General features: G+C 40.7%; 24 protein-coding genes and 3 tRNA genes. 11 read left to right on the top strand and 16 right to left on the bottom strand.

The genetic code is table 11. The features are described from left to right. Positions 1 to 33 precede the first annotated feature (33 nt). The gene (locus ACEQZT_RS09305) at positions 34 to 831 is read left to right on the top strand and encodes an SDR family oxidoreductase (protein ID WP_370089159.1); all 798 of its coding nucleotides are present in this window, start codon (positions 34 to 36) and stop codon (positions 829 to 831) included. Here ACEQZT_RS09305 and ACEQZT_RS09300 read toward each other — a convergent pair. Next, positions 824 to 1,540 carry an SH3 domain-containing protein gene (locus tag ACEQZT_RS09300; RefSeq protein WP_370089158.1) on the bottom strand — a complete coding sequence of 239 codons (717 nt, stop codon included), beginning with the start codon at positions 1,538 to 1,540 and terminating at the stop codon, positions 824 to 826. The genes ACEQZT_RS09305 and ACEQZT_RS09300 overlap by 8 nt on opposite strands. Before the next feature lie 95 nt (positions 1,541 to 1,635). On the opposite strand from ACEQZT_RS09300, the gene ACEQZT_RS09295 reads away from it, so the two are divergent. Further along, positions 1,636 to 1,708: transfer RNA gene (locus tag ACEQZT_RS09295), tRNA-Lys, on the top strand. A 27-nt stretch (positions 1,709 to 1,735) separates the two neighbouring features. Here ACEQZT_RS09295 and ACEQZT_RS09290 read toward each other — a convergent pair. From ACEQZT_RS09290 to ACEQZT_RS09280, 3 genes are all read right to left on the bottom strand, one after another. Next, positions 1,736 to 3,352 carry an ATP-binding protein gene (locus tag ACEQZT_RS09290; protein WP_370089157.1) on the bottom strand — a complete coding sequence of 539 codons (1,617 nt, stop codon included), beginning with the start codon at positions 3,350 to 3,352 and terminating at the stop codon, positions 1,736 to 1,738. A 128-nt stretch (positions 3,353 to 3,480) separates the two neighbouring features. Further along, complete coding sequence (locus tag ACEQZT_RS09285) at positions 3,481 to 5,112, bottom strand: PAS domain S-box protein (RefSeq protein WP_370089156.1); 1,632 nt, start codon at positions 5,110 to 5,112, stop codon at positions 3,481 to 3,483. Positions 5,113 to 5,143: 31 nt separating this feature from the next. After that, the gene (locus tag ACEQZT_RS09280; RefSeq protein WP_370089155.1) at positions 5,144 to 5,512 is read right to left on the bottom strand and encodes a LytR/AlgR family response regulator transcription factor; all 369 of its coding nucleotides are present in this window, start codon (positions 5,510 to 5,512) and stop codon (positions 5,144 to 5,146) included. A 131-nt stretch (positions 5,513 to 5,643) separates the two neighbouring features. Here ACEQZT_RS09280 and ACEQZT_RS09275 point away from each other — a divergent pair, with 131 nt between their 5' ends. After that, positions 5,644 to 6,111 (top strand): hypothetical protein, encoded by a 468-nt coding sequence (locus tag ACEQZT_RS09275; RefSeq protein ID WP_370089154.1) that lies wholly within the window; start codon positions 5,644 to 5,646, stop codon positions 6,109 to 6,111. On the opposite strand, the gene ACEQZT_RS09270 is transcribed toward ACEQZT_RS09275, so the two are convergent. The 3 genes from ACEQZT_RS09270 to ACEQZT_RS09260 form a co-directional block, all read right to left on the bottom strand. Then, the gene (locus ACEQZT_RS09270; protein WP_370089153.1) at positions 6,108 to 7,211 is read right to left on the bottom strand and encodes an AI-2E family transporter; all 1,104 of its coding nucleotides are present in this window, start codon (positions 7,209 to 7,211) and stop codon (positions 6,108 to 6,110) included. The genes ACEQZT_RS09275 and ACEQZT_RS09270 overlap by 4 nt on opposite strands. Positions 7,212 to 7,302: 91 nt before the next feature. Beyond that, positions 7,303 to 7,384, bottom strand: a tRNA-Leu gene (locus ACEQZT_RS09265). Between the two features lie 102 nt (positions 7,385 to 7,486). Then, positions 7,487 to 8,488 carry an SRPBCC family protein gene (locus ACEQZT_RS09260; RefSeq protein ID WP_370089152.1) on the bottom strand — a complete coding sequence of 334 codons (1,002 nt, stop codon included), beginning with the start codon at positions 8,486 to 8,488 and terminating at the stop codon, positions 7,487 to 7,489. A 40-nt stretch (positions 8,489 to 8,528) separates the two neighbouring features. Here ACEQZT_RS09260 and ACEQZT_RS09255 point away from each other — a divergent pair, with 40 nt between their 5' ends. The 3 genes from ACEQZT_RS09255 to ACEQZT_RS09245 all read left to right on the top strand — a co-directional run bounded on the left by ACEQZT_RS09255 (position 8,529) and on the right by ACEQZT_RS09245 (position 9,767). Next, positions 8,529 to 8,927, top strand: coding sequence for an RDD family protein (locus ACEQZT_RS09255; protein WP_370089151.1), 399 nt, complete (start codon positions 8,529 to 8,531; stop codon positions 8,925 to 8,927). 78 nt (positions 8,928 to 9,005) lie between these two features. Next, on the top strand, positions 9,006 to 9,584 hold the full coding sequence (locus ACEQZT_RS09250) for a TIGR00645 family protein (protein ID WP_370089150.1): 579 nt from the start codon (positions 9,006 to 9,008) through the stop codon (positions 9,582 to 9,584). A 99-nt stretch (positions 9,585 to 9,683) separates the two neighbouring features. Further along, positions 9,684 to 9,767: transfer RNA gene (locus tag ACEQZT_RS09245), tRNA-Leu, on the top strand. 5 nt (positions 9,768 to 9,772) lie between these two features. On the opposite strand, the gene ACEQZT_RS09240 is transcribed toward ACEQZT_RS09245, so the two are convergent. The 5 genes from ACEQZT_RS09240 to egtB all read right to left on the bottom strand — a co-directional run bounded on the left by ACEQZT_RS09240 (position 9,773) and on the right by egtB (position 14,162). Continuing rightward, the gene (locus ACEQZT_RS09240) at positions 9,773 to 10,417 is read right to left on the bottom strand and encodes an SCO family protein (RefSeq protein WP_370089149.1); all 645 of its coding nucleotides are present in this window, start codon (positions 10,415 to 10,417) and stop codon (positions 9,773 to 9,775) included. Then, positions 10,414 to 11,043: a toxin-antitoxin system YwqK family antitoxin gene (locus ACEQZT_RS09235; protein ID WP_370089148.1), complete on the bottom strand. Its 630-nt coding sequence runs from the start codon at positions 11,041 to 11,043 to the stop codon at positions 10,414 to 10,416. Before ACEQZT_RS09235 ends, ACEQZT_RS09240 begins: the two co-directional genes overlap by 4 nt. A 54-nt stretch (positions 11,044 to 11,097) precedes the next feature. Continuing rightward, complete coding sequence (locus tag ACEQZT_RS09230; RefSeq protein ID WP_370089147.1) at positions 11,098 to 11,883, bottom strand: YHYH protein; 786 nt, start codon at positions 11,881 to 11,883, stop codon at positions 11,098 to 11,100. A gap of 62 nt (positions 11,884 to 11,945) precedes the next feature. Next, positions 11,946 to 12,899: an L-histidine N(alpha)-methyltransferase gene (gene egtD, locus ACEQZT_RS09225; RefSeq protein WP_370089146.1), complete on the bottom strand. Its 954-nt coding sequence runs from the start codon at positions 12,897 to 12,899 to the stop codon at positions 11,946 to 11,948. A gap of 3 nt (positions 12,900 to 12,902) precedes the next feature. After that, positions 12,903 to 14,162, bottom strand: coding sequence for an ergothioneine biosynthesis protein EgtB (egtB, locus tag ACEQZT_RS09220; RefSeq protein WP_370089145.1), 1,260 nt, complete (start codon positions 14,160 to 14,162; stop codon positions 12,903 to 12,905). 278 nt (positions 14,163 to 14,440) lie between these two features. Between egtB and ACEQZT_RS09215 the strand changes: the two genes are divergently transcribed. Together ACEQZT_RS09215 and ACEQZT_RS09210 are read left to right on the top strand one after the other, a co-directional pair. Further along, a complete protein-coding gene (locus ACEQZT_RS09215) occupies positions 14,441 to 14,938 on the top strand; it encodes a CAP domain-containing protein (RefSeq protein WP_370089144.1) in 498 nt (165 codons plus the stop codon). Positions 14,939 to 14,987: 49 nt separating this feature from the next. Then, positions 14,988 to 15,674, top strand: coding sequence for a head GIN domain-containing protein (locus ACEQZT_RS09210; RefSeq protein WP_370089143.1), 687 nt, complete (start codon positions 14,988 to 14,990; stop codon positions 15,672 to 15,674). Between the two features lie 55 nt (positions 15,675 to 15,729). Here the strand turns inward: ACEQZT_RS09210 and ACEQZT_RS09205 are convergent, their stop codons facing one another. Continuing rightward, positions 15,730 to 17,007, bottom strand: coding sequence for an amidohydrolase family protein (locus tag ACEQZT_RS09205; RefSeq protein WP_370089142.1), 1,278 nt, complete (start codon positions 17,005 to 17,007; stop codon positions 15,730 to 15,732). A gap of 186 nt (positions 17,008 to 17,193) precedes the next feature. On the opposite strand from ACEQZT_RS09205, the gene ACEQZT_RS09200 reads away from it, so the two are divergent. Then, entirely contained in the window at positions 17,194 to 17,847 is a 654-nt protein-coding gene (locus ACEQZT_RS09200; RefSeq protein ID WP_370089141.1) for a DUF3667 domain-containing protein, read from the top strand. Positions 17,848 to 17,863: 16 nt separating this feature from the next. Here ACEQZT_RS09200 and ACEQZT_RS09195 read toward each other — a convergent pair whose 3' ends face one another. Continuing rightward, positions 17,864 to 18,427 carry a nuclear transport factor 2 family protein gene (locus ACEQZT_RS09195; protein ID WP_370089140.1) on the bottom strand — a complete coding sequence of 188 codons (564 nt, stop codon included), beginning with the start codon at positions 18,425 to 18,427 and terminating at the stop codon, positions 17,864 to 17,866. Positions 18,428 to 18,471: 44 nt separating this feature from the next. Beyond that, positions 18,472 to 20,154: an energy-dependent translational throttle protein EttA gene (ettA, locus tag ACEQZT_RS09190; protein WP_370089139.1), complete on the bottom strand. Its 1,683-nt coding sequence runs from the start codon at positions 20,152 to 20,154 to the stop codon at positions 18,472 to 18,474. Between the two features lie 55 nt (positions 20,155 to 20,209). Between ettA and ACEQZT_RS09185 the strand changes: the two genes are divergently transcribed. After that, on the top strand, positions 20,210 to 21,409 hold the full coding sequence (locus tag ACEQZT_RS09185) for a DUF349 domain-containing protein (RefSeq protein WP_370089138.1): 1,200 nt from the start codon (positions 20,210 to 20,212) through the stop codon (positions 21,407 to 21,409). Positions 21,410 to 21,551: 142 nt separating this feature from the next. After that, positions 21,552 to 21,773, top strand: a complete 222-nt coding sequence (locus ACEQZT_RS09180) for a DUF2795 domain-containing protein (RefSeq protein ID WP_089356648.1) — start codon at positions 21,552 to 21,554, stop codon at positions 21,771 to 21,773. Between the two features lie 54 nt (positions 21,774 to 21,827). Here the strand turns inward: ACEQZT_RS09180 and ACEQZT_RS09175 are convergent, their stop codons facing one another. Then, on the bottom strand, positions 21,828 to 22,604 hold the full coding sequence (locus ACEQZT_RS09175; RefSeq protein ID WP_370089137.1) for a response regulator transcription factor: 777 nt from the start codon (positions 22,602 to 22,604) through the stop codon (positions 21,828 to 21,830). Positions 22,605 to 22,637: the final 33 nt, after the last annotated feature.

The following is a 22,637-nucleotide window of genomic DNA, read 5'->3' as shown; positions in this document are numbered from 1 at the left end:
TGACAAAAGTTATACCAGACGTAATTTTGACCCATGCAAAAAGTAGCAGTAATCACAGGAGGCACTTCCGGTATCGGAAAATCATTGGTACTAAAATACGCCAATGAAGGCTATGCAGTCGTGTTCACCGGGCGAAATGTTGATAGAGCAGCTCTGGTGGTTGCAGAGTTGGGTGAGCGGCCACACCTGGCGCTCGAACTGGATTCTGCCAAGATGGAAGATAATCGAAAGATGATTGAGGCTACTATCGAAAAATTTGGTCGAATAGACGTGCTCATCTGCAATGCCGGCATTTCCATGCGAGCGCTTTTTGAAGATGTAGACTTAGACGTATTCAAGAAGTTGATGGATATCAATTTCTATGGAGCCATCTATGCTACCAAGTTTGCATTGCCGTATTTACTCGAGTCCAAAGGTTCAATTATTGCCATCTCTTCGATCAATGGCTGGCGATCTACTCCGGCTAGGACCGCCTACTCCTCATCAAAGTTTGCCATGCAGGGATTTTTTGAAGCGCTGAGGACAGAAGTAATGACCAGAGGTGTACATGTACTTGTGGTATGTCCTGGGTTTACTAGCTCAAACATTAGAAATGCAGCGCTCAATGCAGACGGCAAAGCACAGGGAGAGTCACCCCGTGATGAGAAAAAAATGATGACCTCAGACGAGGTGGCAGAACGTACCTTTAAGGCGGCTCAAAAAAAGAAAAGGGATTTGGTGTTAACTTTTGAAGGAAAAATGGCAGTGTTTTTAAACAAGATCATGCCATCGCGATTGGATAAGATGATCTACAACATGATGAAGAAAGAGCCTGATAATCCACTTAAATAACCCTCACTTTCCCGTTTCGAACATATACCTCTTCACCATCCCATAGAATTTTGGTCCAAACATCTGTTTGGTCAAGGACTTTTACCTTATGCCCTTTATTTATCAATGTAATTGGCTCGGCACCAGCAGATGGGCCTGAGCGCAACAGTGTACCATTTGAAGTGATAATCCCATGATTACTCGATCTTAGATTAGTTATTGAGAATAACATCGCAACAACAAAAACCTGAATGATCACTGCAGCAATAGGCTTCTCTCCCACATTTGCTTTCTTAAAAACATAAACCAAAAGCAGGATCATCACAGAGGTAAGTAGAAGAGTGAAGTGCATCCTGTACTTTTCCAGAAGTGAAAAGAAATAGTTTATATCATCATAAGTATATCCCTCCAATTCATTAGCCTCTGCCAACTCCTCTATTTTCCCTACCACATTTCTATCCGCAGACTTTTGATAGTATAGATCTAGGAAATAAAGTGCGTGCTCATAATTTCCGAGACCATCCTGAATGAAGGCCATCTTTAAAAGCATGGCAGTAGATACTTTACCATCAGAAAGAAGCTGATTATAATTCTTGAACGCCTCCGTATACTTTTGCTGATTGAACAATGAATCACCCTGAGTCAATAGTTCATTTTGGGCTGTTGCGCTGCACAAAAAGCAGCCGAATAAAATTCCTAGAAATAATCTCACCTTTATTCTGTTAATCATGTGGTATTATTGATTAAGATTTCTATTTTTGCATCCGCAATTTAAGACAGAGGTCTTGAATTGCACTTCTTTTTATACGAAAGGAGTTTATAAATGACTGGCTAGCTCAGTTGGTAGAGCAACGCCCTTTTAAGGCGTGGGTCCTGGGTTCGAGCCCCAGGCCAGTCACTCCCACAAATCCTGATCAAAACTTGGTCAGGATTTTTTATTTCTACTTGATTTAGGGATTTTAATTTGAAACTTTGTTCCCTTGTCGGGTTCGCTGGTGACGGAGATATCGCAATTGTTTTTCTCCAACAGCCCCAAGCTTAAACTAAGACCTAGTCCTGCCCCCATTTCCTTGTCTGTACCCGCCTTAGATTTTTGTATCTCCTTTTTGATAATGGAGTCGATTGTCTCAGAGGTCATGCCAATACCGGAATCAGAAATGCTCACAATCGTATCATCTTCGGTCTGATCACTTTCAATCTCTACTGTACCACCTCCATTCGTGTACTTAATGGCGTTGTGGATAAGATTTCTAATAGCCACCTTAAAATGATTTTCGTCAATCCAGGCCTCCATATCCCCAGGAGTATTGATTTTTAAATCAATGTTTTTACGAACGATCAGTGTGTGAAACAGGTCTGCATTTTCTTTCACAATTGAGCTCACATTCACTTTTGCAGGATAGGCACTAATTCCTCCCAGTTGCATTCGAGCCCACTCAAGTAGTTCGTCTACAGTTTCGGTCAGGCTATACAAGCGTTGCTTCAAACTATCCTGATACTCCAAAAATTGCTCCTTAGAGATCACATCATCATGATTCAGATTTAGGATGCTGTGGAAAAGATTGAGTGGACTTTTGATATCATGCGCAATAATCGAAAAAAGCTTATCCTTCGTCTCATTAGCTACTTTCAGCGCCTTATGTGCTTTCACTAGTTCTGTTACATCATCCACACAAATCGCTACTGATTCCACCTCTCCTTCAGAATTAATAATAGGCTCGTACTTTCCTTTTGCAGAAATGACTGACCCATCCGGCAGAAGCGTTTCCTCGAGAAATGAGACTTGTTGCCCAGTAGTCAATGCCTCCTGAAACATCGGTTCATGTTTCTCAAAAATATTTTCAGAGAGAATCTCCTTTCTGTTTCTTCCAATAAAATCCCTACGGCTTCTCTTAAATCGATCTGCATAATTTTGATTTACCAAAATGTAAGTACCCTCTCGATCCACCAGTGCCATCAGTACAGCTACATTGTCTATCAAGGACCTGAGGGTCTGCTCATGTTGATTGGACTTATCGAATGCCTTCACCAGAATAGAGTGGAAAACATATAGAAAAAGATAAAGTATCGAAGCAACCACCAGGTTATTCACCAGCACTAACACGTGGGAGGTGCCGAGCTCTGCTCCCACGACTTCAAATGACAACACCTTAATCAAAATCAAACCAGCGAAAATCACCCAATAAACTATGTGCTTCCTGACACCATTTATGAGAAACATGGAAATCGCCATGCCAGCATAGAGCATGTTTTCAACCTCTACAAAAAGCCCCTGATTGAGGTAAAGAAGAGAGGCTGAAATAATCAAAGCAACCCCAACAGAGATGAAGTACCCTTTCGAAAAGCTAACCTTGCCTACATTGTTTAAAATGAAAGAAACTGAAAATAGCAGGCAAGCGATCAGACACATAATTGGCTGGATAGTCAGGCCAAGTAGCGCTGTAACGATTCCCAGCGCCAGAGATGCTACTACACAAAAGAATATGAGGTAATTGAACAAAGCGATTCTTCGCTTGTCCAATGAGTTCGTAGCGAAACTCATTCCCGTTTTAAAAATACTCTTAAACGAAAAGGGAATCATTGGTGATTTTGTGCCGGCACAGTCAATAAATATGATTAGGCCATAAAAAGTAACCTTTTAGCCAGCTCTAAAAACGAAAAAATCTAAGTTTATTTTGATGGGATATCTATGCAAATCTCTGTGCCCTTATTTACTTCACTCTCAATTTTAACCTTGCAGTTATTCTTTTGCAACAGTCCGAGGCTCAAACTAAGCCCCAATCCAGTACCAAGTTCACCATTTGTTCCACTAGCCGACTCCTGAAGCTCATTTTTTAAAATAGAGTTGATTTTTTCAAGATCCATACCCACCCCACTATCTCGCAGAGTGACAGAAACGTATTTTCCACCATTTCCCGCCAAGGCTTGAATACTGCCTCCGATAGGAGTGTATTTCAATGCATTGTGGATCATATTCCTGAGAGATATTTTTAAGTGATTTTCATCAACCCATGCATTAATTTCCTGTGGAATTTTAACCTCAAAGTTAATTTTCTTTTGAGTGATTAGCTCTCTATACAATTCCACATTTTCATTAAAAATGTTGTTTATATTGGTTGATTTAGGTCTTACATTTATACCATCCAGTTGAGACCTGGCCCACTCTAAAAGGGTATTTACAGTCATCCTCAACTCACCGAGTTTACTCTTTATTTTTTTCTGATGCTCTAAGAACTCTTCTTGAGAAAGGTCGGCCTCCAGAGAATAATCCAATAGCGTATCAAATAGATCGAGCGGGCCTCTGATATCATGTGCCACAATCGAAAACAACCTGTCTTTTGCCTTATTAGCTGAGGTTAATTTATTCTTTGCGTTCTCTAGCTTTGTCACATCATTTACAAAAACAGTCACACCTATTATCTCGCCATTATCAGAAGTAATTGGCACATATCTACCTCCGGCATAAAAATTTGTCCCATCCGGCATGTCAGTTTTTTCAAGAAATTCAGGGCTCTCACCTCTAAGCGCAGCTTCAACCATGGGGTCATGTACATTCAAGATATTTTCTGGAAGTACTTCAGATATATGAGACCCTATAATTTCATCCCTGTTTTTACCAAATGATTTCTCATAGTTAATATTTACCATTCTATATCTTTTATCAGTGTCAAGTAGGGCTATATAAAGTGGCACATTATCAATCATTGAGAAAAGTAGGTCGTCTTTTGATTTCAGTCTCACAAAAGCCTTCATTAGTGATCTCCTGAATGAGGCGGCAAAAAGAAAAACAAGAGTTGAGAGTATTGTGGTATTCTGAATTGTCAAGTAAAAGTTCAAATCATATGGAGCGCCAATGTATTGCTGCTTCACAAACTTCAACCAGATCAAAACGCCATACAGAATAAAGAATCCGGCATATCTAAAGCCACCATCATATAGAAGATAGCTGACCGCCATAAATCCAATTAGAATGTTTTCGGTTTCGTTGAACCTGCCCTGACCGAAAGCAACCAGTGACACCACAACTAAAAGAATTGCTGAAATGAATAAAAAGTATGTTCTGGCAACAAGGTAGAGCTTCAAGCGATTGAAATAAATCACCAAAAGGAAGAGTAAACCGCCAGATAAAGTCACTAAAAATTGTGGGAAAAGTTGCTCAAAAGCCACTAGAATAGCAACCGCAAATGCAACAATACTACTCACCAATGAAAGGTTATTGATGAATAATACTCTTCGATAATTAAGCGGGTCTTCCAGACCTTCCAGTCCGGAGTGGTTAATCTTCTTAAGTAAGCTCCTCATACAGCAGGCAATTACCTGCTGGATCTTAATGTTACATCAAGTTAATGCATTTATGGATAGCATTGACCAATTGCTCCGAATTTTTCAAGGGCTTCTGGATGAATGCAACATAATCCACCTCATAGTTTTCCATCACTTCTTCCGGGTGACTAGAGATTACGATGGTCTTTGGCTTGTGATCGGCTAGCTCCAAAACTTCTGGGCCTTCCAAACCTGAAATATTGATATCCAGCAATAGAATGTCCGGTTTATCAAGATCTATACGTTTTGCTGCATCAAGGGTATTATCGGATGTACCAAGCAATTCAACCTCTGATACTTTCTTAATTACGATCTTAAGAATCTCTACAAACGCAGGATCATCTTCTATAATGAGACAGCTATATTTTGAATCGTTCAATGTGTATCTTCTCCGTGTTTAGGGGGGATAAAAATAGGTCTTTTTCGGGGATCAAAAAATCCAGATTTAGAGTATCAATGTAAAATATTGATTTGTTCCTTTCTTCTTATCTTAAGACATATTTTAAAGCTATGAAGCAACCTCTGGCTCAGCGATTTGAGCGTATTATCAAAGAAAATCTTCCAAAGAGAAAACAGATGATGTCTGTGCTTTTGGAAAGCCCTCTTGACTCAGAAGTGTTTTATCAAAAAGGCATGGGTGTAAAGTCTATTCTGAAAAGTATAGGCAGGCTGACAGACTTTAAAGGGATTTATGCTTTCATTGAGAATGGGAAGGTCGTGTACATTGATGAGTCATCGTATGTCATTAGAAGAATCCTGAGACATTACAAGGGAAACAGTAAATATCAAAGAAAGCTTGCTCATGTCATGACCTCCATTCACAACCAAAATCAACCTTTGTATATGGTTGCAGATGCTATTGATGCAATGAAAAAAATGAAGCTGATCTTTATGGATGTACCGGATGATCTCGAAAGACAGCTAACTACACTCTACTTTCAATGCCAGTATGAGTGCATTTACAATCGGTTTGACTAGTTTTTTATTTTCTCGATCACTTTCTGAATCGGATTTTTCTCTTTGATGGGCCTCACCTCTGTTATTCGCTCTCCTATCAAAGCTGCGACTGGTTTCAATTCTTCGTAATGACTACAAATAACTTTGAGCATTGCCACCATAGGTAGGAATAAAATCATGCCGGCCACACCCCAAAGCACCCCTCCCGCTATCAATGAAAAAATGGCAAATAGTGCGTTAATCTGCATATTTCCTCCCACGATTTTGGGGTTCAGAAAATTGCCCTCAAGAAATTGGATAAACCAAAAAATAGCGATTACGCCCACCGGATACCAATAGCTATCATAGGTAACAAATGCATAGAGCGTAGGGATGAGACCTCCCAAAGTGGTGCCTACATAAGGAATGATTGCCATGATAGCCGCCAAAAATCCAAAGAAGAATGCGTAATCAATTCCGAGGATTAGCAGGCCCGCAGTATTTAAAACACCCAAAATAAGAATCAGGAGAAGCATTCCGGTGAAGTATTGCTGACCAACCTTCTGAACTTCCCTCAGCATACTTAAAAATGACCGCTTGTGCTTATTGGAACTAAACCTGGATAGTGCCTCCGTCAGATGCTCACTGTAGAACAAAATCAAAAAAGAATAGATAACTGACAGAACCATAAATGACAGAAATGAACTGGTCACATTAACAGTATCAGAAATGATAAGGAAACTACTATCCGAAAACACGCTGGTAAGTTTTTCCAGAATCGTTTGCGATTCAATATCCGGTATGATCTGTACTTTGTCATTTAAGAAAGCAATAGAGGTTTCAAGTGTGCTATTTAGCTTGTCCAGAAATTTGGAGTACTGACCCGCCATATCAATAATCTGAGCAGAAAATAATACCAGTATTCCAATCACCACTATAAACACACTTCCTAGCGCTAGGATGATACCTAAGACTTTCTTTAAGCCCTTGCTCTGTAGCCATTTCACTACCGGATAAAGAATGAAAGCGAAAAGCGTAGCAAAACAAAGTGGCACAAGGATCACTTTCCCGAAATACAAAATCGCTATGATCCCAATGATTGATGCTACAACATAAAACATTTTACTAAACGATATATTCATACACAGGGTGTTTGGGTGCTAAAGTTAGCTCTGCCGGAGAGGTTATGAAAAGAAGATAAAAAAAGCCTCCCAAAAATATTGAGAGGCTTTGTACCTGAGGCCGGAATCGAACCGGCACTCCTTGCGGAACACGAGTTTGAGTCGTGCGCGTCTACCAGTTCCGCCACTCAGGCATCATCCGTAAACGGACGGCAAAACTATTTAAACCCATATAACATTGCAATAAAAAGCCTCCAATTAAATGGAGTCCTTTTGAATGTAATTTCTTTGAAGGTTTACTTCACTGGATAATACACGTTGGTCATCCACTTAGAGGTGTCAGGCTCTGTCATAGGATCAGTAATATATTCCTCCCATGGCTGTCCATTCCTTTCATACATGTAATAGGATATGTAGGCATTCAAATCCCGATGCGCATTGCCAATGTCATCGTAGTTGCCATAATAAACAGTTTTCAAAGCTGTGCCTACATAAGTCTCTCCACTGATCAAATCACCATCAATTTCCACTAGCTCTGCTACTGGAATAGCGCAAATCATCTCTGCATTCTGTTCATCATAGCTTATGTTAATGGATATTGGTGGCCCTTGCATTTCTATGGAGTTTGCATTGAGATAGGAAACCACTTTGCCATACGCTTCACCCATTGCTGCGCCAATTGCCGCCGGATCTGAGGACGAAGCAGCATTCGCTCCGATGTAGGGCTGGGAATCTGTTTCAACTACTTCAATTTCATAGGTAAAATCAGGGCGACTTTCAACTCGTGCTTTCAACTTCTCCAGGGTCCTATCATACATAGGAGCAAGCATACTTTCAGTTGCAAAGCTGAGCAGCTTCATGATTCCTGAAATATCAGTCTCATCATAGGTATAAACGACTCTCGTTTGACCATCTTCTTCAGAAAGTATCCATGATGCGAATGGCTCTCCCGGATAGCCTTCAAAATTCATTTTTGATTTTACCATGCGCCCATCAGATTCCACAATTTCGATGGAACCTTTTCCTAAATCAGAATTATCACTTTCCCAGCTATAGGAAGCTCCAACACCTTTAGCTGGGCCATCGATTACAATTATAGTCGAGGTATCAACCTCGGACCATGCTGAAAACTGATCAAACGTTTGAAATCCATTTACTTCATCATAAACCACATCAATGGGGGCATTGATGGTAATTTCGCGCTCCATATGCACTTCTGTTGGTCCAAAAATGATTCCCCCCACACCAATTACGATAATCACTAAAATGATTATCCCTAAAATTTTAAGAATTTTCATGATTAGATTGTTGAGTTTTGTGATACAATAAAGATATCAATTGCACTCCACTAATCATAAATACGCAAGCTTTTCCCGCCGACTACTGGCACACAACATTGATCTCTTACCTATTCTGCTATTATTCTATATGGTCTCCTTTCTAGTGCCTAGATCTGACTATGATTTCATGATAATGGCAGCCATTTACTTTTTGTACCACATACTTTTTGAAGCTAGTAAAATGCAGGCTACACCAGGTAAAAAATGGTCGAAATTGAAAGTATATAACCTCAATGGCCGTAGAGTTAGTTTCCTTCAGTCTTCTCTAAGAAATGTTTCGAAAATGCTCTCTCTGCTCCTGTTTTTCGGAGGTTTTATTCTGATTCTTTTTAACCAGAAATGCCGGGGACTACATGACTATATAGGTGGTACTTTGGTATTATTTGATGAAGATTAGCTTAATTTCGACCTTTAAAGAGTCTTGCTTTAAATTATCTTTTATATTTCAGGTTAAATTATAATCGGTCAAAGCACTATGAGTAACGAGAATTCCCCAATAAAACGGTTTGAAAGCTTTTTTGAAGGATTTATTTTCTGGAGTAGATGGGTACAAGCCCCTCTTTATACCGGGCTGATCATCGCTTCGTTTTTTTATCTGTATAAATTTTTTGAGGAACTCCTGTACATGGTGAAATACACCACCATGTGGAATGAAACCAAAATGATGCTTAGCATATTGGGACTCGTTGACATTTCCATGGTAATGAACCTCGTAGTGATGGTGACTATCGGGGGATACTCGATCTTTACAAGTAGAATTGATGTAGACATGCATGATGATAAGCCACTATGGCTTGAAGGTTTGGACGCTGGTCAGTTGAAAATTAAACTAGCAACCTCACTTGCATCCATCTCTGGGGTTTACCTCCTCAAAACGTTCATTGATTATCGAAATGAGGTACAAAAGACATCTCCAGAGGGAATTGTAATCGAGATTGTAATTCACATGGTTTTCATCGTTTCTGCACTTCTACTATCGCAGACTGAAAAAATTACTCATAGTTATCATAGCACCGGCCATGCCAAAAGCGATGATGATGATCACGAGCATTAAACTTTAAAGAATTCACAAAAAAGCCGGAAGATTAATCTTCCGGCTTTTTTTATTTAAAGTCATAGAAATCAATTCAAAAAGTTATTTTTGCCGTCCCTTGCGCATGTGGTGGAATTGGTAGACACGCCATCTTGAGGGGGTGGTGGGAGTAATCCCGTGGAAGTTCGAATCTTCTCATGCGCACTTTTTTACTTTTCCAGAAGCTGTCTGATGTCATCCATCATCCTTCTCATTTCCAGCCTCAAAGTACCATTATAAATCCCTCTAATTCTTCTTTTCTGATCCACCAGCACCATGTTCTCGGTGTGTAAAAAGTCATCCAGATCAGTGACCCCCTTCCCGAATCCTTCATCAGCGAAATAAGCCAATCTGCCCATTTTGTATAAATCTTCCTGCTCACCAGTCACCAAATACCATTGATCCGAATTAATGTCATTTTGAAGCGCATATTCTTTTAAGCGAGCGACACTATCTGCCCATGGCATCACAGTATGAGAAAGGATTTTCACCTGATCGTTCCCCTTAAACTCTTCCTGAATCAATGAAAGGTTAGCTTCCATTTTAGGGCATACTGTAGGGCACATGGTGAAGAAAAAATTGGCCACATATACTTTTCCGTCAAATGTCTCATTCGTAATGATCTCACCTTCCTGATTGATAAACTTAAAATCAGAGATAGTATGTATTTGATCATATGCCGGATCATCTTCTTCTATCCACTCAGCAGTGAAAGTTTCCTCATTGTAAAAAGGAAGGTCAAGTTTTTCCTCTCCTTTTTTGGAAGAACATCCGAGCAATAAAGCGGCAAATAATAAATATGCTAGATTTTTCATTTTTCAGTTCCTTTATAAGGGTCAACTGTCTGAGTAACCCCATCCAATTTGGTACATCTTTTTATTCCCATGAGTCCATACCTTCTTCCATTTTCGCGCACGATGTAGTTGGATCGCACCTTTCCATCCGGCCTCCATACCTGTTGCCTCCCAAACTCTTTTCCATCGACATAATTCATGTCAGCAGCAAGTGCACCAGTTTCGAACCATTCCTTGTGATTCCCCTCATTGAACCCGTTAACGAAGTAATATTCGTAAGCTTTAACTCCATTTTTATGAAATCCTATATGTATCCCATGCTTCTCTCCATTCAGGTATGGACGCTGATATTGAATGCTCCCGTCTGGATAGTAGGCGGTGGTCATTCCGTTTTGCTTTCCCTCAAAATATCCTGTTTTGCGAGCGATGGTGTCGTTTGAATATCGCTCAATGAGATATCCTGAGAAAGGCAAATTATTGAAATAAACTTCCCCACTTTGCCGTTTTTTGATACGCTCATCCGAAATCGATACAGATACCTCTGGGATCTCATGCATCTCCAATACTGCTTCAACCACCCCCTCTTTGGACTTGCTGCATCCCCAAATCACCAGTAGCAATAATCCAACCTGACTAATTCTTTTCATAATTAAAAAAGCCAACTCAATTTCACTTAAGCTGGCTTTGATTTTAGGTTTTATTTATTGGGTAATAGTTCCAGCCTCACCATAGAAGCCGTCTCCATTGATCCAAGGTAGATCTGCAGTAATATGATAGTGATAAATACCATCAGGGAAATCTGCAGTAGCTGTAGTGTGCCCGTGATAATCATCCAAATCATCGTTGGTGATCTCAACTCCATTTTCCATGGGCCCATATACCGGAAAACCATCCAATAGGAATCCTAGAAACGCGTCAGAGCCTTTATTTTCAGTCAACCAAATTGGCTCGATATGGTAATGGTAAGCATCACCGGCAGGGTGACCTTCATACTGATCAAACGTATTTAGCTCCTCCAAAATATCATCATCAGGAGCTGCCTCCTGATTGAAGAAAACGATACTGTTTATAGCTACACCCATTGGTCCCATCGGTGTAGATTCTTTAACAGCTGCTTCGGAAGGATATCTTGGGATTTTAAACACATAATTCTGAGCAGCAATCTCACCTGGATTTTTCTTAAAATCAGGATTATCAGGCTCATCGTATGCTTCGTATAATGGATCATCCATTGGGTAATACATGCTTTTGTGATCCGGTAGATTTGATGAGGTGATGGTCACCCAATTATCATCGAATGTAACACTCACAGCATCCGTATGGTAAAACTTTGAAGCCACAGTGCTGATATCTACCTTGGTTACTTCATCGGTTACTTCATCATCTATTTCTTCGTCAATTTGAGTAGCAGTATCATCACTACCGCAAGCTGTGAACATAAATGTCCCAAATGCCAATAAGGCTACTTTCCAATTCAATTTTTGCATTGTTGTCGTCTTTGTTTACTTAATGGACGGTAATTAACAAAAAAACCCTACCAGGCCTGAAATTATTTTTCACTTTTCCAAAGTAGGTCTGCGAACCATTCCTCCTGATCATAAAAGGAGTTTATGGGTTTAAATCCGGACTTGTCAGCTAATTCCTCAAGCTGTACTTCATCGTATTTCTTAGAAACTTCCATGAAAATAGCCTCCCATGGTCTAAAATGGATGGTCTCTCCTGCAACGATCACCTCTTGTCTCACTTTGCTGATGAGATAGCTCCTGCACTCTCCCGTGTGGGGGTTGTAGTATGGATAATGCTGAAATTGATTCCGATCAAAATTTGCTTCAAGTTCATCATTTATTCGATCCAGCAGGTTGAGGTTAAACTCGCGTGTTACACCCTGATCATCATTATATGCATTCAAAATGATAGATGGATCCTTTTTTAAGTCAACTCCTAAAAAAAGAAGGTCATTTGGCTTAAGAAAACTCCTAAGCTTGGACATAAAACCTACAGCTTCCTCCTCAGTAAAATTTCCCAATGTAGATCCTAAGAAAAACACCACATCCTTCTCCGGGCTGGTAGAAATTTCAGCCAGAGCGTCAAAATAATCCCCTTGAAAAGACTCCATTTTTAAATCCGGCATATCCGCTTTCAGATTCGACTCTAGAATTTCCAGCACATTCCCCGATATATCCACAGGAGTATAAGTAAAATCTATCCCCCGACTCAAAAAATGCTTCAACAAGATTTTGGTCTTAGAACCGTCCCCCGCCCCTAGTTCTATAATTCTGAAGGTTTGACCATCATATATTGACTGTAGAATGGCTTCTTTGTGTGTCGTGAAAATTTCATGCTCCTTTCGAGTAAGGTAGTATTCCTCCAGCTTCATGATTTGCTGAAAAAGTTCATCTCCTCTTGCATCATAGAAATATTTGGAGGACAAATACTTGTTTCTGGCTTTCAGGCCTTCTAAAATTTCTTCTTCGAAGATGGTTGTTGCTTCTGCTTGGGTCATGTTCTATATATGCTTTGCCAATCGAATGCCTGAAAACATCCAGCGCAAATGAGGATGAAAGAAATTACGATATGTTGGGCGTATATGGTTTCTGGGTGTACCAAAAGAACCACCCCTGAGTACCATTTGGTTCACCATGAATTTTCCATTGTACTCACCAAGTGCTCCTTTTGGGGGATTGTAGTATGGATAAGCAGTGTAGGGGCTGGATGTCCACTCCCACACGTTTCCAAAGAAGTCAAAATCTCCGGTTTGAATGGTCCTAAACTCATTGTCCTCAACAAAATTTGCAGAGCTGAGTACGTTTGGGGAATACATCTTGCATGCAACTTCCCACTCCTGCTCTGTAGGCAGTCTGCATCCTTTCCATCTGGCAAATGCATCCGCTTCGTAGTAGGAAACATGACATAGCGGATCATCTAGGTCTATTTTCTCAAAACCATTCAGTGTATAATGCCACCATTCGCCCCCATCTTCCTGACTCCAATATCGTGGAGCGCTAACCTTATTTTCATTTACCCAATCCCAAGCTTCGGATAACCAAAGCATGTGATCCCGATACCCACCTGCCTGAATGAATTCCAGAAAATCACCATTGGTTACAAGGCCTGATGCAATTTGATACTCATGAAGAAATACCTTGTGTTTTCCCTCCTCATTGTCAAAGTGAAAGCCATCACCTTCATATCCAACCTCATATACTCCCTCCTTCACTGAAAGCCAGTTAGTCTTTACCTCCACTTTTTTTACAGACCTCTTGTTCTCAATGTACGGTGGACAAAGAGGATTGTCTCCTAAGATTCGCTTGATATCATACAAAAAAAGTTCTTGATGCTGCTGCTCATGATTACACCCCAACACAATCACCCTGCCTAGTTCCTCATCAACCTCCACTTCCTTCAGAAATCGATCCATGTGTTCATCCACATAGGCACGGTATTCAAAAACTTCCTTGACTGTGGGTCTGGTTAGCTGTCCGCGATTTTCTCTTGACCAGCGATCACCTGCAGAGATGTAGTAGCTATTAAATAACAGAGGATATTTAGGATGAAACTCTTTATAACCTTCCATGTTTGGCTTCAAAACGAATGTTTCGAAAAACCAGGTGGTATGTCCCAGATGCCACTTCAGTGGGCTTACATCCATCACCGGCTGTACGACAAAATCCTCAATTTCCAGCGGATCGCAGAGGTGTTGTGTTTGAGCCCTAATGCTTCGGTAATTCTTCAGAAGGTCAGTTTGAGATGATAATATCGATTGCAAAATAAAATCGGGATTTTTTCCAAGTTATAAATCTTGACGGGAGAATCCACGAAAAATAGACTCATTTTGAAAAAAAGAAACCCTATCAGCAAGCTGGCTGACAGGGCCCTCAACTAACCAAAAAAGACTAGAACATTTTCTGTCCTAAGCTATTTCTCTATAGTTATCAAAATCCCTGCCAGTCCAATATCCAGATCGTTAAATAATCCTATAAAGAGTGGATCATATCTTAAACACGGGCAGATTCGTTATAGCTATTGTCTCAAAAAAATAACTGAATGAAAATCACTCTTTACCTACTCAGCCTCATTTGGCTGATGCCAAATAACATTGATGATCAAACTGCCCTTACAGATGAAGAAATCAAGATGATTCTGGATAGGCATAATTACTGGAGAGCAGATGTAGGGGTTATGGAAAAATTGGAATGGTCTGAAGAAATGGCTGAACTGGCTGCAGACTGGGCCAAAAAATTGAAGAGAAAAAATTGTGGATGGGAACATCGTCCCGACAATAAATTTGGAGAGAATCTCTTCAAGGGAACAGCCGGGGCTTTTGATGCAGCCTATGTGGTAGACGCCTGGGCTGGCGAAAAGGCCGACTACAACTATGCCAGAAACAAGTGCAAGCCGGGCAAGATGTGTGGACATTATACTCAGATCGTTTGGCAAACAACAAAGAAGGTAGGGTGCGCCAAAATAGAGTGTGATGGAATGGATATCTGGGTATGCAACTATGATCCGCCAGGCAATTGGGTAGGAGAAAAACCATACTGATGCAACCTTCTACCTTACCAACTGTCTCTAATCAAAAAAACAACTCAAAATGAAGACGATACTTACCTTACTACTAACTGCAGCTATATCTATTTCCTACGGACAAAAACGAACTGTCGATGTAGGTAGCTTCGATGAACTCTCACTGGGCATTTCTGGCACAGTATACCTTAAGCAGGGAACAAACGAGAAAGTAGAAATCAAATGTGATGACGAAATCTTTGGAAAGATTGAATTTGACATGAAAGGCGACAAACTTGTAATCAAAAGAGAAGATAAGTGGAACTGGAACAGTGGCTGGAGGAAGTCTGAAGTAGATATCTATATCACCATGAAAGACATAAAAGGCCTTTCTGTAAGTGGAAGCGGATCAATTGAAAGCGAAGGCGATCTGGATACTGATGACATCCGATTGTCGGTGAGTGGATCAGGCAACATGGATCTCGATTTAAACAGTGACGAAATGGATCTTCGAATTTCAGGATCGGGTAGCATCAGCTTAAATGGAAAGGCAAATCAGGCTGAGGCCAAAATAAGCGGATCAGGTAGAGTAAAAGCAGAGGATCTGACCGTGAAAATCTTTGAAGCGTCCATCAGCGGATCAGGCAGCTGCTACATCACAGCGACTGAAGAAGTGAGCGCCGATATTTCCGGAAGTGGCAGTGTCTACTACACTGGAAATCCGGATCGTGTGATTGGAAATTCCTCCGGAAGTGGGAAGGTAAGAAAGATGTAATGAATGAAAAATTGAGAATTGAAAACGAATAAAAGCCCGGTCTCCCGGGCTTTTTTTATTTCTTATAAACTTCACCCTCTTTCATCACAAACCTCACATTCTTCATCACCTCAATATCCTCCAATGGGTTTCCCGGAACCGCTACAATATCTGCTAGATAACCAGCCTTAAGAATACCTATCTGATCCTCCATACCGAGGAGTTTGGCAGGAACCGAAGTAGCTGAAATAATCGCATCCATTGCCGGCATGCCACCCTCTACCATGTAGGTAAACTCCCTTGCGTTTTCGCCGTGCTTGAATACGCCAGCATCTGTACCAAATACAATCGGCACTCCTTTTTTGTATGCTCTGGAAAATGTACCTTGAATTTTTGGGCCAATCACACGAGCCTTATCTGCCACAACCTTAGGATAGTAGCCTGGCTTTTTTGCATTCTCCGCTACCTCCATACCTGCTGTGATGGTTGGCACGAGGTACGCATTTTTCTGGATCATCAAGTCCATGGTAGCATCACTCATATAGGTGCCATGCTCGATGGTTTTCACCCCGTTGGCAACAGCTCTTCTCATACCTTCATCACCATGCGCGTGTGCCGCCACATGGAATCCCAAATCTGCCGCTGCTTCTACAATCGCTTTGATCTCCGCTTCCTGAAAATGTGCACCCTGACCATCTTTAGCCACACTCAGTACACCTCCGGTTGCTGTTATTTTAATCAGATCAGCTCCATTCTTGTATCGCTGACGCACGGCCTTTCTTGCATCCTCTACGCTATTTACTACCCCATCTTTTGGGCCCGGATCACCCATTAAATCATCGCGGTAACCATTTGTAGGGTCGCCATGCCCTCCCGTAATGGACAGTCCCTTCTCTGAAGTGAAAATCCTGGGGCCGTCTATAATTCCTTTAGCAATTGCATCACGAAGTGAAACATTTACACCGCTACCTCCAACGTCTCTCACCGTTGTGAAACCAGCCATCAATGTTCGTTTTGCAATGTCTACAGACGCAAAAGCTTTGTCAGCAGGATTGTCAGTGAATGCTCGAATGTACCGATCGGGGCTAGTCTCACCCTCCATATGTACGTGCATATCTATCCAGCCAGGCATCACAGTGTGATTTTTTAGGTCAATAACCTCATCTCCATCATTTGGTGAGATATATCCATTTTCAATAGAAACGATATTTTTTCCCTCCACCACAATGGATTTCTCGGTCGTGGCTTTTTGGGAGACACCATCGATCAATGTGCCTGCATGAATAATTGTTCGCTGGGCAAAAACGGAGGTGACTGTCAATGCTGTAAAAAGTAGTAGGGTTAGGTTTTTCATGATTGAATTCTGAGTGGATTTAGGATTCTCTAAAGCATCAAATAAACCAAATTTTATTTAAATTATGTAAAAAGCGTTTTGTCAATCGACCCAACATCTAAAGCGCATTGTAAAAATTGCGGAAACATCGCAACAGAAAAATTCTGCCCAAATTGTGGTCAAAAAACAAACACAGATCGATTTGAATTGAGACATATAGGTCATCAGATTTTAGATTCCATTGATTTTGATCGTGGATTTTTTCACACCTTGTATCTGCTACTCAAGCAGCCTGGCAAAGCAGTTAGAAATTTCATTTTAGGTAGTCGTGTCGGTTTTGCCAACCCATTCAAATTATTCCTGATAGTAGGTGCTATCACCAATTTTCTCACCTATGAATTCGATACTTTCTCACACTTCGTAATTGACGTAACTGAATTGAGAGATTTGGAAGGATATTATCGTTATTCAACCAAATATTTCTCATTCTTTACCTTTACAGCCATCCCTCTATTTAGCTTATGCAGCTGGATAATTTTCTACAAAAAAACCTACAATCTAATCGAGCATTACATTCTCAATTTATACATTGGTGTAGGTCAATTTCTAGTCCTAATCATATTCATCCCTATTATCCATTACTTTCCAGTTGATGAGGTGACACTCTTCTACGGATTCATAAATGCTGCATATAATACCTGGGTTCTGACCGTTTTCTTTCAAACCTACAGCGTCAAAGGGATAGTCAAAATTGTATTAGCTATAGCTATACCATCAATAGCAGTCTTCTACTACAATTACCTCATCTACAGCTTATCACCTCAATCTTTGTGGGCATTCCTTGACAGAATCCTTGCCTGATCGGGTCTTTACCTGACTATTTCCTTTTGGTCCTTCTGCCAATCAAAATGCCAACCAATAGAAATACTATGGCACCCACTCCACCACCAAGAAATAGGATTTTCTTTGGGAGCATAGCGATTTCTTCAGAATAAGGTGAAAAATGACCATGGATTACACTCCAGTTCTCATCTACCTTAGCATACACTTCGGTACAATTCCATTGAAGGGTAATACCATTAAATTCCTGAATAATCTGATAGGTGAGTACTGAAAAATCTTTTGAATGCTGAAAAGCAGGATCTATGATTTCGTAAGTAGCTGCTGTATTTCTCTCCGAAAAAATTATTGCCAATTCTTCCTTAGATTCAATCCGCTTTCCATTAGTTCCAGGGTCAAAATAAGTAATATCCTCGGCATATGCCGCCACGTAACCTTCTGGTTTTCCTTCGTACCATTGCTTTGCACCATCATTCATGATAGAGAGAATGATCTCCTCACGCTCTTCATACGTTTCCTCCTCCTTTGCTACAGAAAGCATATCCTGCCCAATTGCAGAAAACATAAATAAAAGGCTCAGGGTAATTAATGTAGTTTTCATAATGATTAGGCTTTTAATAAAGTTAATTCCTAATCATCAGATTATCAACCCATTAACTTTTTATACTTTATTCTTTTAGGGGCTTCATCACCTAAGCGTTTCTTCCTATTCTCTTCATATTCGGAGAAATTTCCCTCAAACCAATAAGCCTGGGAATCCCCTTCAAATGCTAAGATATGTGTGGCGATACGGTCAAGGAACCAACGATCGTGACTGATCACAACTGCGCATCCACCGAAATTTTCAAGAGCCTCTTCTAAGGCGCGAAGGGTATTTACATCCAGATCGTTTGTTGGCTCATCTAAAAGAATCAAGTTAGCTCCACGCTTGAGCGTCAGTGCCAGGTGTACTCTGTTTCGCTCCCCTCCTGAGAGCGTCCCCACTTTCTTGCCTTGATCCTGACCAGAAAAATTGAATTTGCTTACGTAAGCACGTGCATTCATTTCTCGCCCACCCAAATCGATAATTTCATTTCCCTCAGAGATCACCTCATATACTGATTTATTGGGCTCTAGCTGATCATGCTCCTGATCTACATAGCTCATCACCACGGTCTCTCCCACTTCAAAAGTTCCTTTGTCTGGGGTCTCATTCCCGGTAATCATCTTGAATAGAGTAGACTTACCTGCACCATTCGGACCAATCACTCCAACGATTCCCCCTTGTGGCAAACTGAAGGTCAAATCTTCATAAAGAAGCTTATCACCGTAACCTTTTGCTACTCCATTCACTTCTATGACCTTAGCTCCCAGCCGTGGACCTGGTGGGATGTAGAGCTCCAAGTGTTTTTCTTTCTCCTTAGCCTCTTCTCCAAGCAATTTATCATATGCGCTAAGTCTGGCTTTGGCTTTAGCCTGACGCCCCTTCGGACTCATCCGCACCCACTCCAACTCACGCTGTAATGTCTTCTGGCGTTTAGATTCTTGCTTATCTTCTTTTGCCAACCTCTTCTCCTTCTGATCCAGCCAGCTGCTATAGTTCCCTTTCCATGGGATCCCTTCTCCACGATCTAGTTCCAAAATCCAACCTGCCACATTATCAAGAAAGTATCTATCGTGAGTGACCGCAATGACAGTTCCTTCATACTGCTGTAAGTGCTGCTCTAGCCAAAGCACTGATTCGGCATCTAAATGGTTGGTTGGCTCATCCAACAGCAACACATCCGGCTGCTCTAATAGCAAGCGGCACAACGCAACTCTTCTTTTCTCACCCCCTGAAAGGTTCTTAATGAGAGCGTCCTCTGGAGGCGTTCGGAGTGCATCCATCGCACGTTCTAGCTTGTGGTCTATCTCCCAAGCTCCTGTTGCGTCCAATTTCTCCTGGATCTTTCCCTGTTTTTCAATGAGCTTGTTCATCTTATCAGGGTCTTCTAAAATCTCCGGATCACTGAACTTGGCATTCACATCGTCATATTCTTTTAGCAGGTCATTGACCTCTTTCACCCCTTCACGTACCACTTCAATGACTGTTTTGTCAGGATCAAGCTCGGGCTCCTGCTCCAACATTCCCACAGAATATCCAGGCGAAAACACTACTTCACCCTGATAATCAGTATCTTTTCCTGCAATTATTCGCAGTAGGGATGACTTACCGGCACCATTGAGACCTAAGACACCTATTTTAGCACCATAGAAAAATGATAGATAGATATTCTTAAGTACTTGTTTTTGTGGGGGGTGAATCTTATTTACACCCGACATTGAGAAGATGATCTTTTCGTCTGACATGCTTAAGTTTGATTAGAAATCGAATATACCACGCATTTAAGAATTACACTCACCCTTGGACATTATACAGGTACCATTTGGATTTATAAAAGACGGCAAGGTTTTTCAAAGCGGCTGGGGAGAAAACCCCGATAGAGAAATTGGAGAAGTACGTGATGGAGACACTGAAAAATCAGCCCATTTTTTTCAGGAACGATTTTCTGATTTAGAAAAGAAGATTAAAGAAGTCACAGAGAAGATTGACGCTACTGAGAACAAAGGATCTTTCCTGATGAAGCTTGTACACCTGCGTGAACACTTGCCTCAGCATGATGGGCTGGGTGACTATCAGGCGTTACATGATCAAATTTCTAAATATGAGTCGCTGGTCAGGGACATCATTCAAAAGAACCGGGTCCGGAATAGTGAAATCAAAGGAGCTTTGATCGAAGAAGCAAAGCAGATTGTTGAAATTATCAACTGGAAAGAAGCTACCGAAAAGGTGAATGATATCAAGAGCCGATGGATAAAGACAGGGAGTGCCGAAGAAGATAAAAACGAAGCTCTGGAAGAAGATTTTTGGGGAATCATTAAAGGATTTTTTGATCGCAAAAAGCAATTCTTTGAAGACAAACAAAAGCTGACCGAACATCGAAAAAGACAATATGAGGAATTGGTAGCAGAAGCTAAAAAACTGGCTGACATTCATGGTAAGGAGCGATTTGAAAAGGTAAAAGAGCTGAAAGAAAAGTGGCAGGAGATTGGCGGAATTCCCGCAGAGTTTTACAAACCATTAAATAATGAATTTAACCAACAACTAAAAGGCAAAAGGTTTGTCCCTCCAGCTGACTACAGTGAAACTCTTGCTAAACTAGAGGCAATGAAAGCCCGCAAGGAGCCATACAATAAAGAAGAAGTAGATAAAACTAAGAAGAGGCTTTTTCAGGATAAAAGTAGAAATGCAGATAAGCATAAGTGTTTGGAGTTGATACAGTTGTTAAATGAGCGAGAGTTTGTGATTAAGCTATCGAATAAGCGTTTCCCGGATTTTGCCAAACTGGATGCAGAAAAGAAAAATAGTATTCGAAAAGGTATAATCAATGATTTGATTAGTAGAGACAGGGATGATCTCAAGATCTACGAGGAAAATTCAGCTAATTTTTCATCCAATGATGGAAAAATGAACAAAATGGTTGAAAATAAGATTAGAAGTCAAAAGCGAAAGATTGAGGTGAAGTCAAAACTTCTTGAATGGGTCGACTCAGGGGATTTTTGAAATTTTAAGCAACTTTTTCTTGCGTTTTGGTGTAAGAAAATTACCTTTCGATTAATGAAAATTCACATTATGCTCGCATAAATTATAATAATATATATTTGCGCGCATTATTAAAACAGGACTTATAAACTGAGGCTAGAATATGTATTGGACACTAGAACTTGCATCTTATTTAGAAGACGCCCCATGGCCCGCCACCAAAGACGAATTGATTGATTATTCGATCAGATCTGGAGCTCCCCTGGAAGTAGTAGAAAACCTGCAGGAACTAGAGGATGACGGACAGCCATTCGAAAATATCGAGGAAATTTGGCCAGATTATCCAACAAAGGAAGATTTCTTCTTCAATGAGGATGAGTATTAAAAATACACTTGGCTAGAGAAATTATAAGGCTTCAGTTTATTGCTGAGGCCTTTTTTATATCACACCCTGCCTAATGCACAGTGCCACCAGCTGTGCAGAGTTTTTACAACCAGTCTTAGTCATCACATTTTTTCGGTGCGTCTTTACAGTATGGACGCTTATGTTCAATTTTTCTGAAATTTCTTCATTTGTAAGTCCAAGAGCCAGTAATCTCAAAACATCGCGCTCTCTGTGGGATACATCAGCCACAAGAAGTTTTCGCCCTCCATACATCTGATGAAACAAGGTCTCATACTCATCATTTGCATTTAAAATTTTAGCTGACGCCTGAATAGGAAGTATTTCTTCGGCTTCTAAAACAGAATAATGAGCGAGCCCAATAATTGGCTTCCCCTGATCATCAAAAAACATCGGGGTAGTGTGCTGAATAATATTTTTAAAAACGCCACTACCATCCTTTACTCGATAGTTCCAGGTGTAGGTCATCCTTCGTCTGTCCTCAAGAGCAATATTATCCATAGTGTAGGCCATAAGGTCCTTCAGAGATTTGATCCAGGTGTTCATTTCCTCCTCATGCATCCGGCTCCACCAAAACTTCATCCCGCCATCACACATTTGATTAATGTCTATTCGCATGGTAGGCTCAAAGTTCTTGCTCACATACTCAAAGGATTGATCGCTTGTGTTCGTCACACAAAAAAAAGTGGCACTATGAGGAATAAGCTGATCCAATTGTCGAAGCTTTTCCACATGCATCTCTAAAGTTTCCCCTTTAAATTCCTTGAAAGTGGAAAATATATCATTGTAACTATCAACAATTTTTTCTCTCATGCTCGGTGGTTTGCATGAAAGATAATTATCAAA

It is taken from the genome of Ekhidna sp. (genome assembly GCF_964218185.1).
Classification (GTDB): domain Bacteria; phylum Bacteroidota; class Bacteroidia; order Cytophagales; family Cyclobacteriaceae; genus Ekhidna.
This window is presented reverse-complemented; position numbering and strand designations above follow the sequence as displayed.

Coding starts and splice junctions, on each gene's coding strand:
- ACEQZT_RS09175 (WP_370089137.1), bottom strand. CDS start 22,604: ATGAGAGAAAAAATTGTTGATAGTTACAATGATATATTTTCCACTTTC.
- ACEQZT_RS09300 (WP_370089158.1), bottom strand. CDS start 1,540: ATGATTAACAGAATAAAGGTGAGATTATTTCTAGGAATTTTATTCGGC.
- ACEQZT_RS09260 (WP_370089152.1), bottom strand. CDS start 8,488: ATGAAAATTCTTAAAATTTTAGGGATAATCATTTTAGTGATTATCGTA.
- ACEQZT_RS09285 (WP_370089156.1), bottom strand. CDS start 5,112: ATGAGGAGCTTACTTAAGAAGATTAACCACTCCGGACTGGAAGGTCTG.
- ACEQZT_RS09195 (WP_370089140.1), bottom strand. CDS start 18,427: ATGAAAACTACATTAATTACCCTGAGCCTTTTATTTATGTTTTCTGCA.
- ACEQZT_RS09270 (WP_370089153.1), bottom strand. CDS start 7,211: ATGAATATATCGTTTAGTAAAATGTTTTATGTTGTAGCATCAATCATT.
- ACEQZT_RS09235 (WP_370089148.1), bottom strand. CDS start 11,043: ATGAAAAGAATTAGTCAGGTTGGATTATTGCTACTGGTGATTTGGGGA.
- ACEQZT_RS09215 (WP_370089144.1), top strand. CDS start 14,441: ATGAAAATCACTCTTTACCTACTCAGCCTCATTTGGCTGATGCCAAAT.
- egtD (WP_370089146.1), bottom strand. CDS start 12,899: ATGACCCAAGCAGAAGCAACAACCATCTTCGAAGAAGAAATTTTAGAA.
- ACEQZT_RS09250 (WP_370089150.1), top strand. CDS start 9,006: ATGAGTAACGAGAATTCCCCAATAAAACGGTTTGAAAGCTTTTTTGAA.
- ACEQZT_RS09305 (WP_370089159.1), top strand. CDS start 34: ATGCAAAAAGTAGCAGTAATCACAGGAGGCACTTCCGGTATCGGAAAA.
- ACEQZT_RS09180 (WP_089356648.1), top strand. CDS start 21,552: ATGTATTGGACACTAGAACTTGCATCTTATTTAGAAGACGCCCCATGG.
- ACEQZT_RS09205 (WP_370089142.1), bottom strand. CDS start 17,007: ATGAAAAACCTAACCCTACTACTTTTTACAGCATTGACAGTCACCTCC.
- ACEQZT_RS09210 (WP_370089143.1), top strand. CDS start 14,988: ATGAAGACGATACTTACCTTACTACTAACTGCAGCTATATCTATTTCC.
- ACEQZT_RS09240 (WP_370089149.1), bottom strand. CDS start 10,417: ATGAAAAATCTAGCATATTTATTATTTGCCGCTTTATTGCTCGGATGT.
- ettA (WP_370089139.1), bottom strand. CDS start 20,154: ATGTCAGACGAAAAGATCATCTTCTCAATGTCGGGTGTAAATAAGATT.
- ACEQZT_RS09275 (WP_370089154.1), top strand. CDS start 5,644: ATGAAGCAACCTCTGGCTCAGCGATTTGAGCGTATTATCAAAGAAAAT.
- ACEQZT_RS09290 (WP_370089157.1), bottom strand. CDS start 3,352: ATGAGTTTCGCTACGAACTCATTGGACAAGCGAAGAATCGCTTTGTTC.
- ACEQZT_RS09230 (WP_370089147.1), bottom strand. CDS start 11,883: ATGCAAAAATTGAATTGGAAAGTAGCCTTATTGGCATTTGGGACATTT.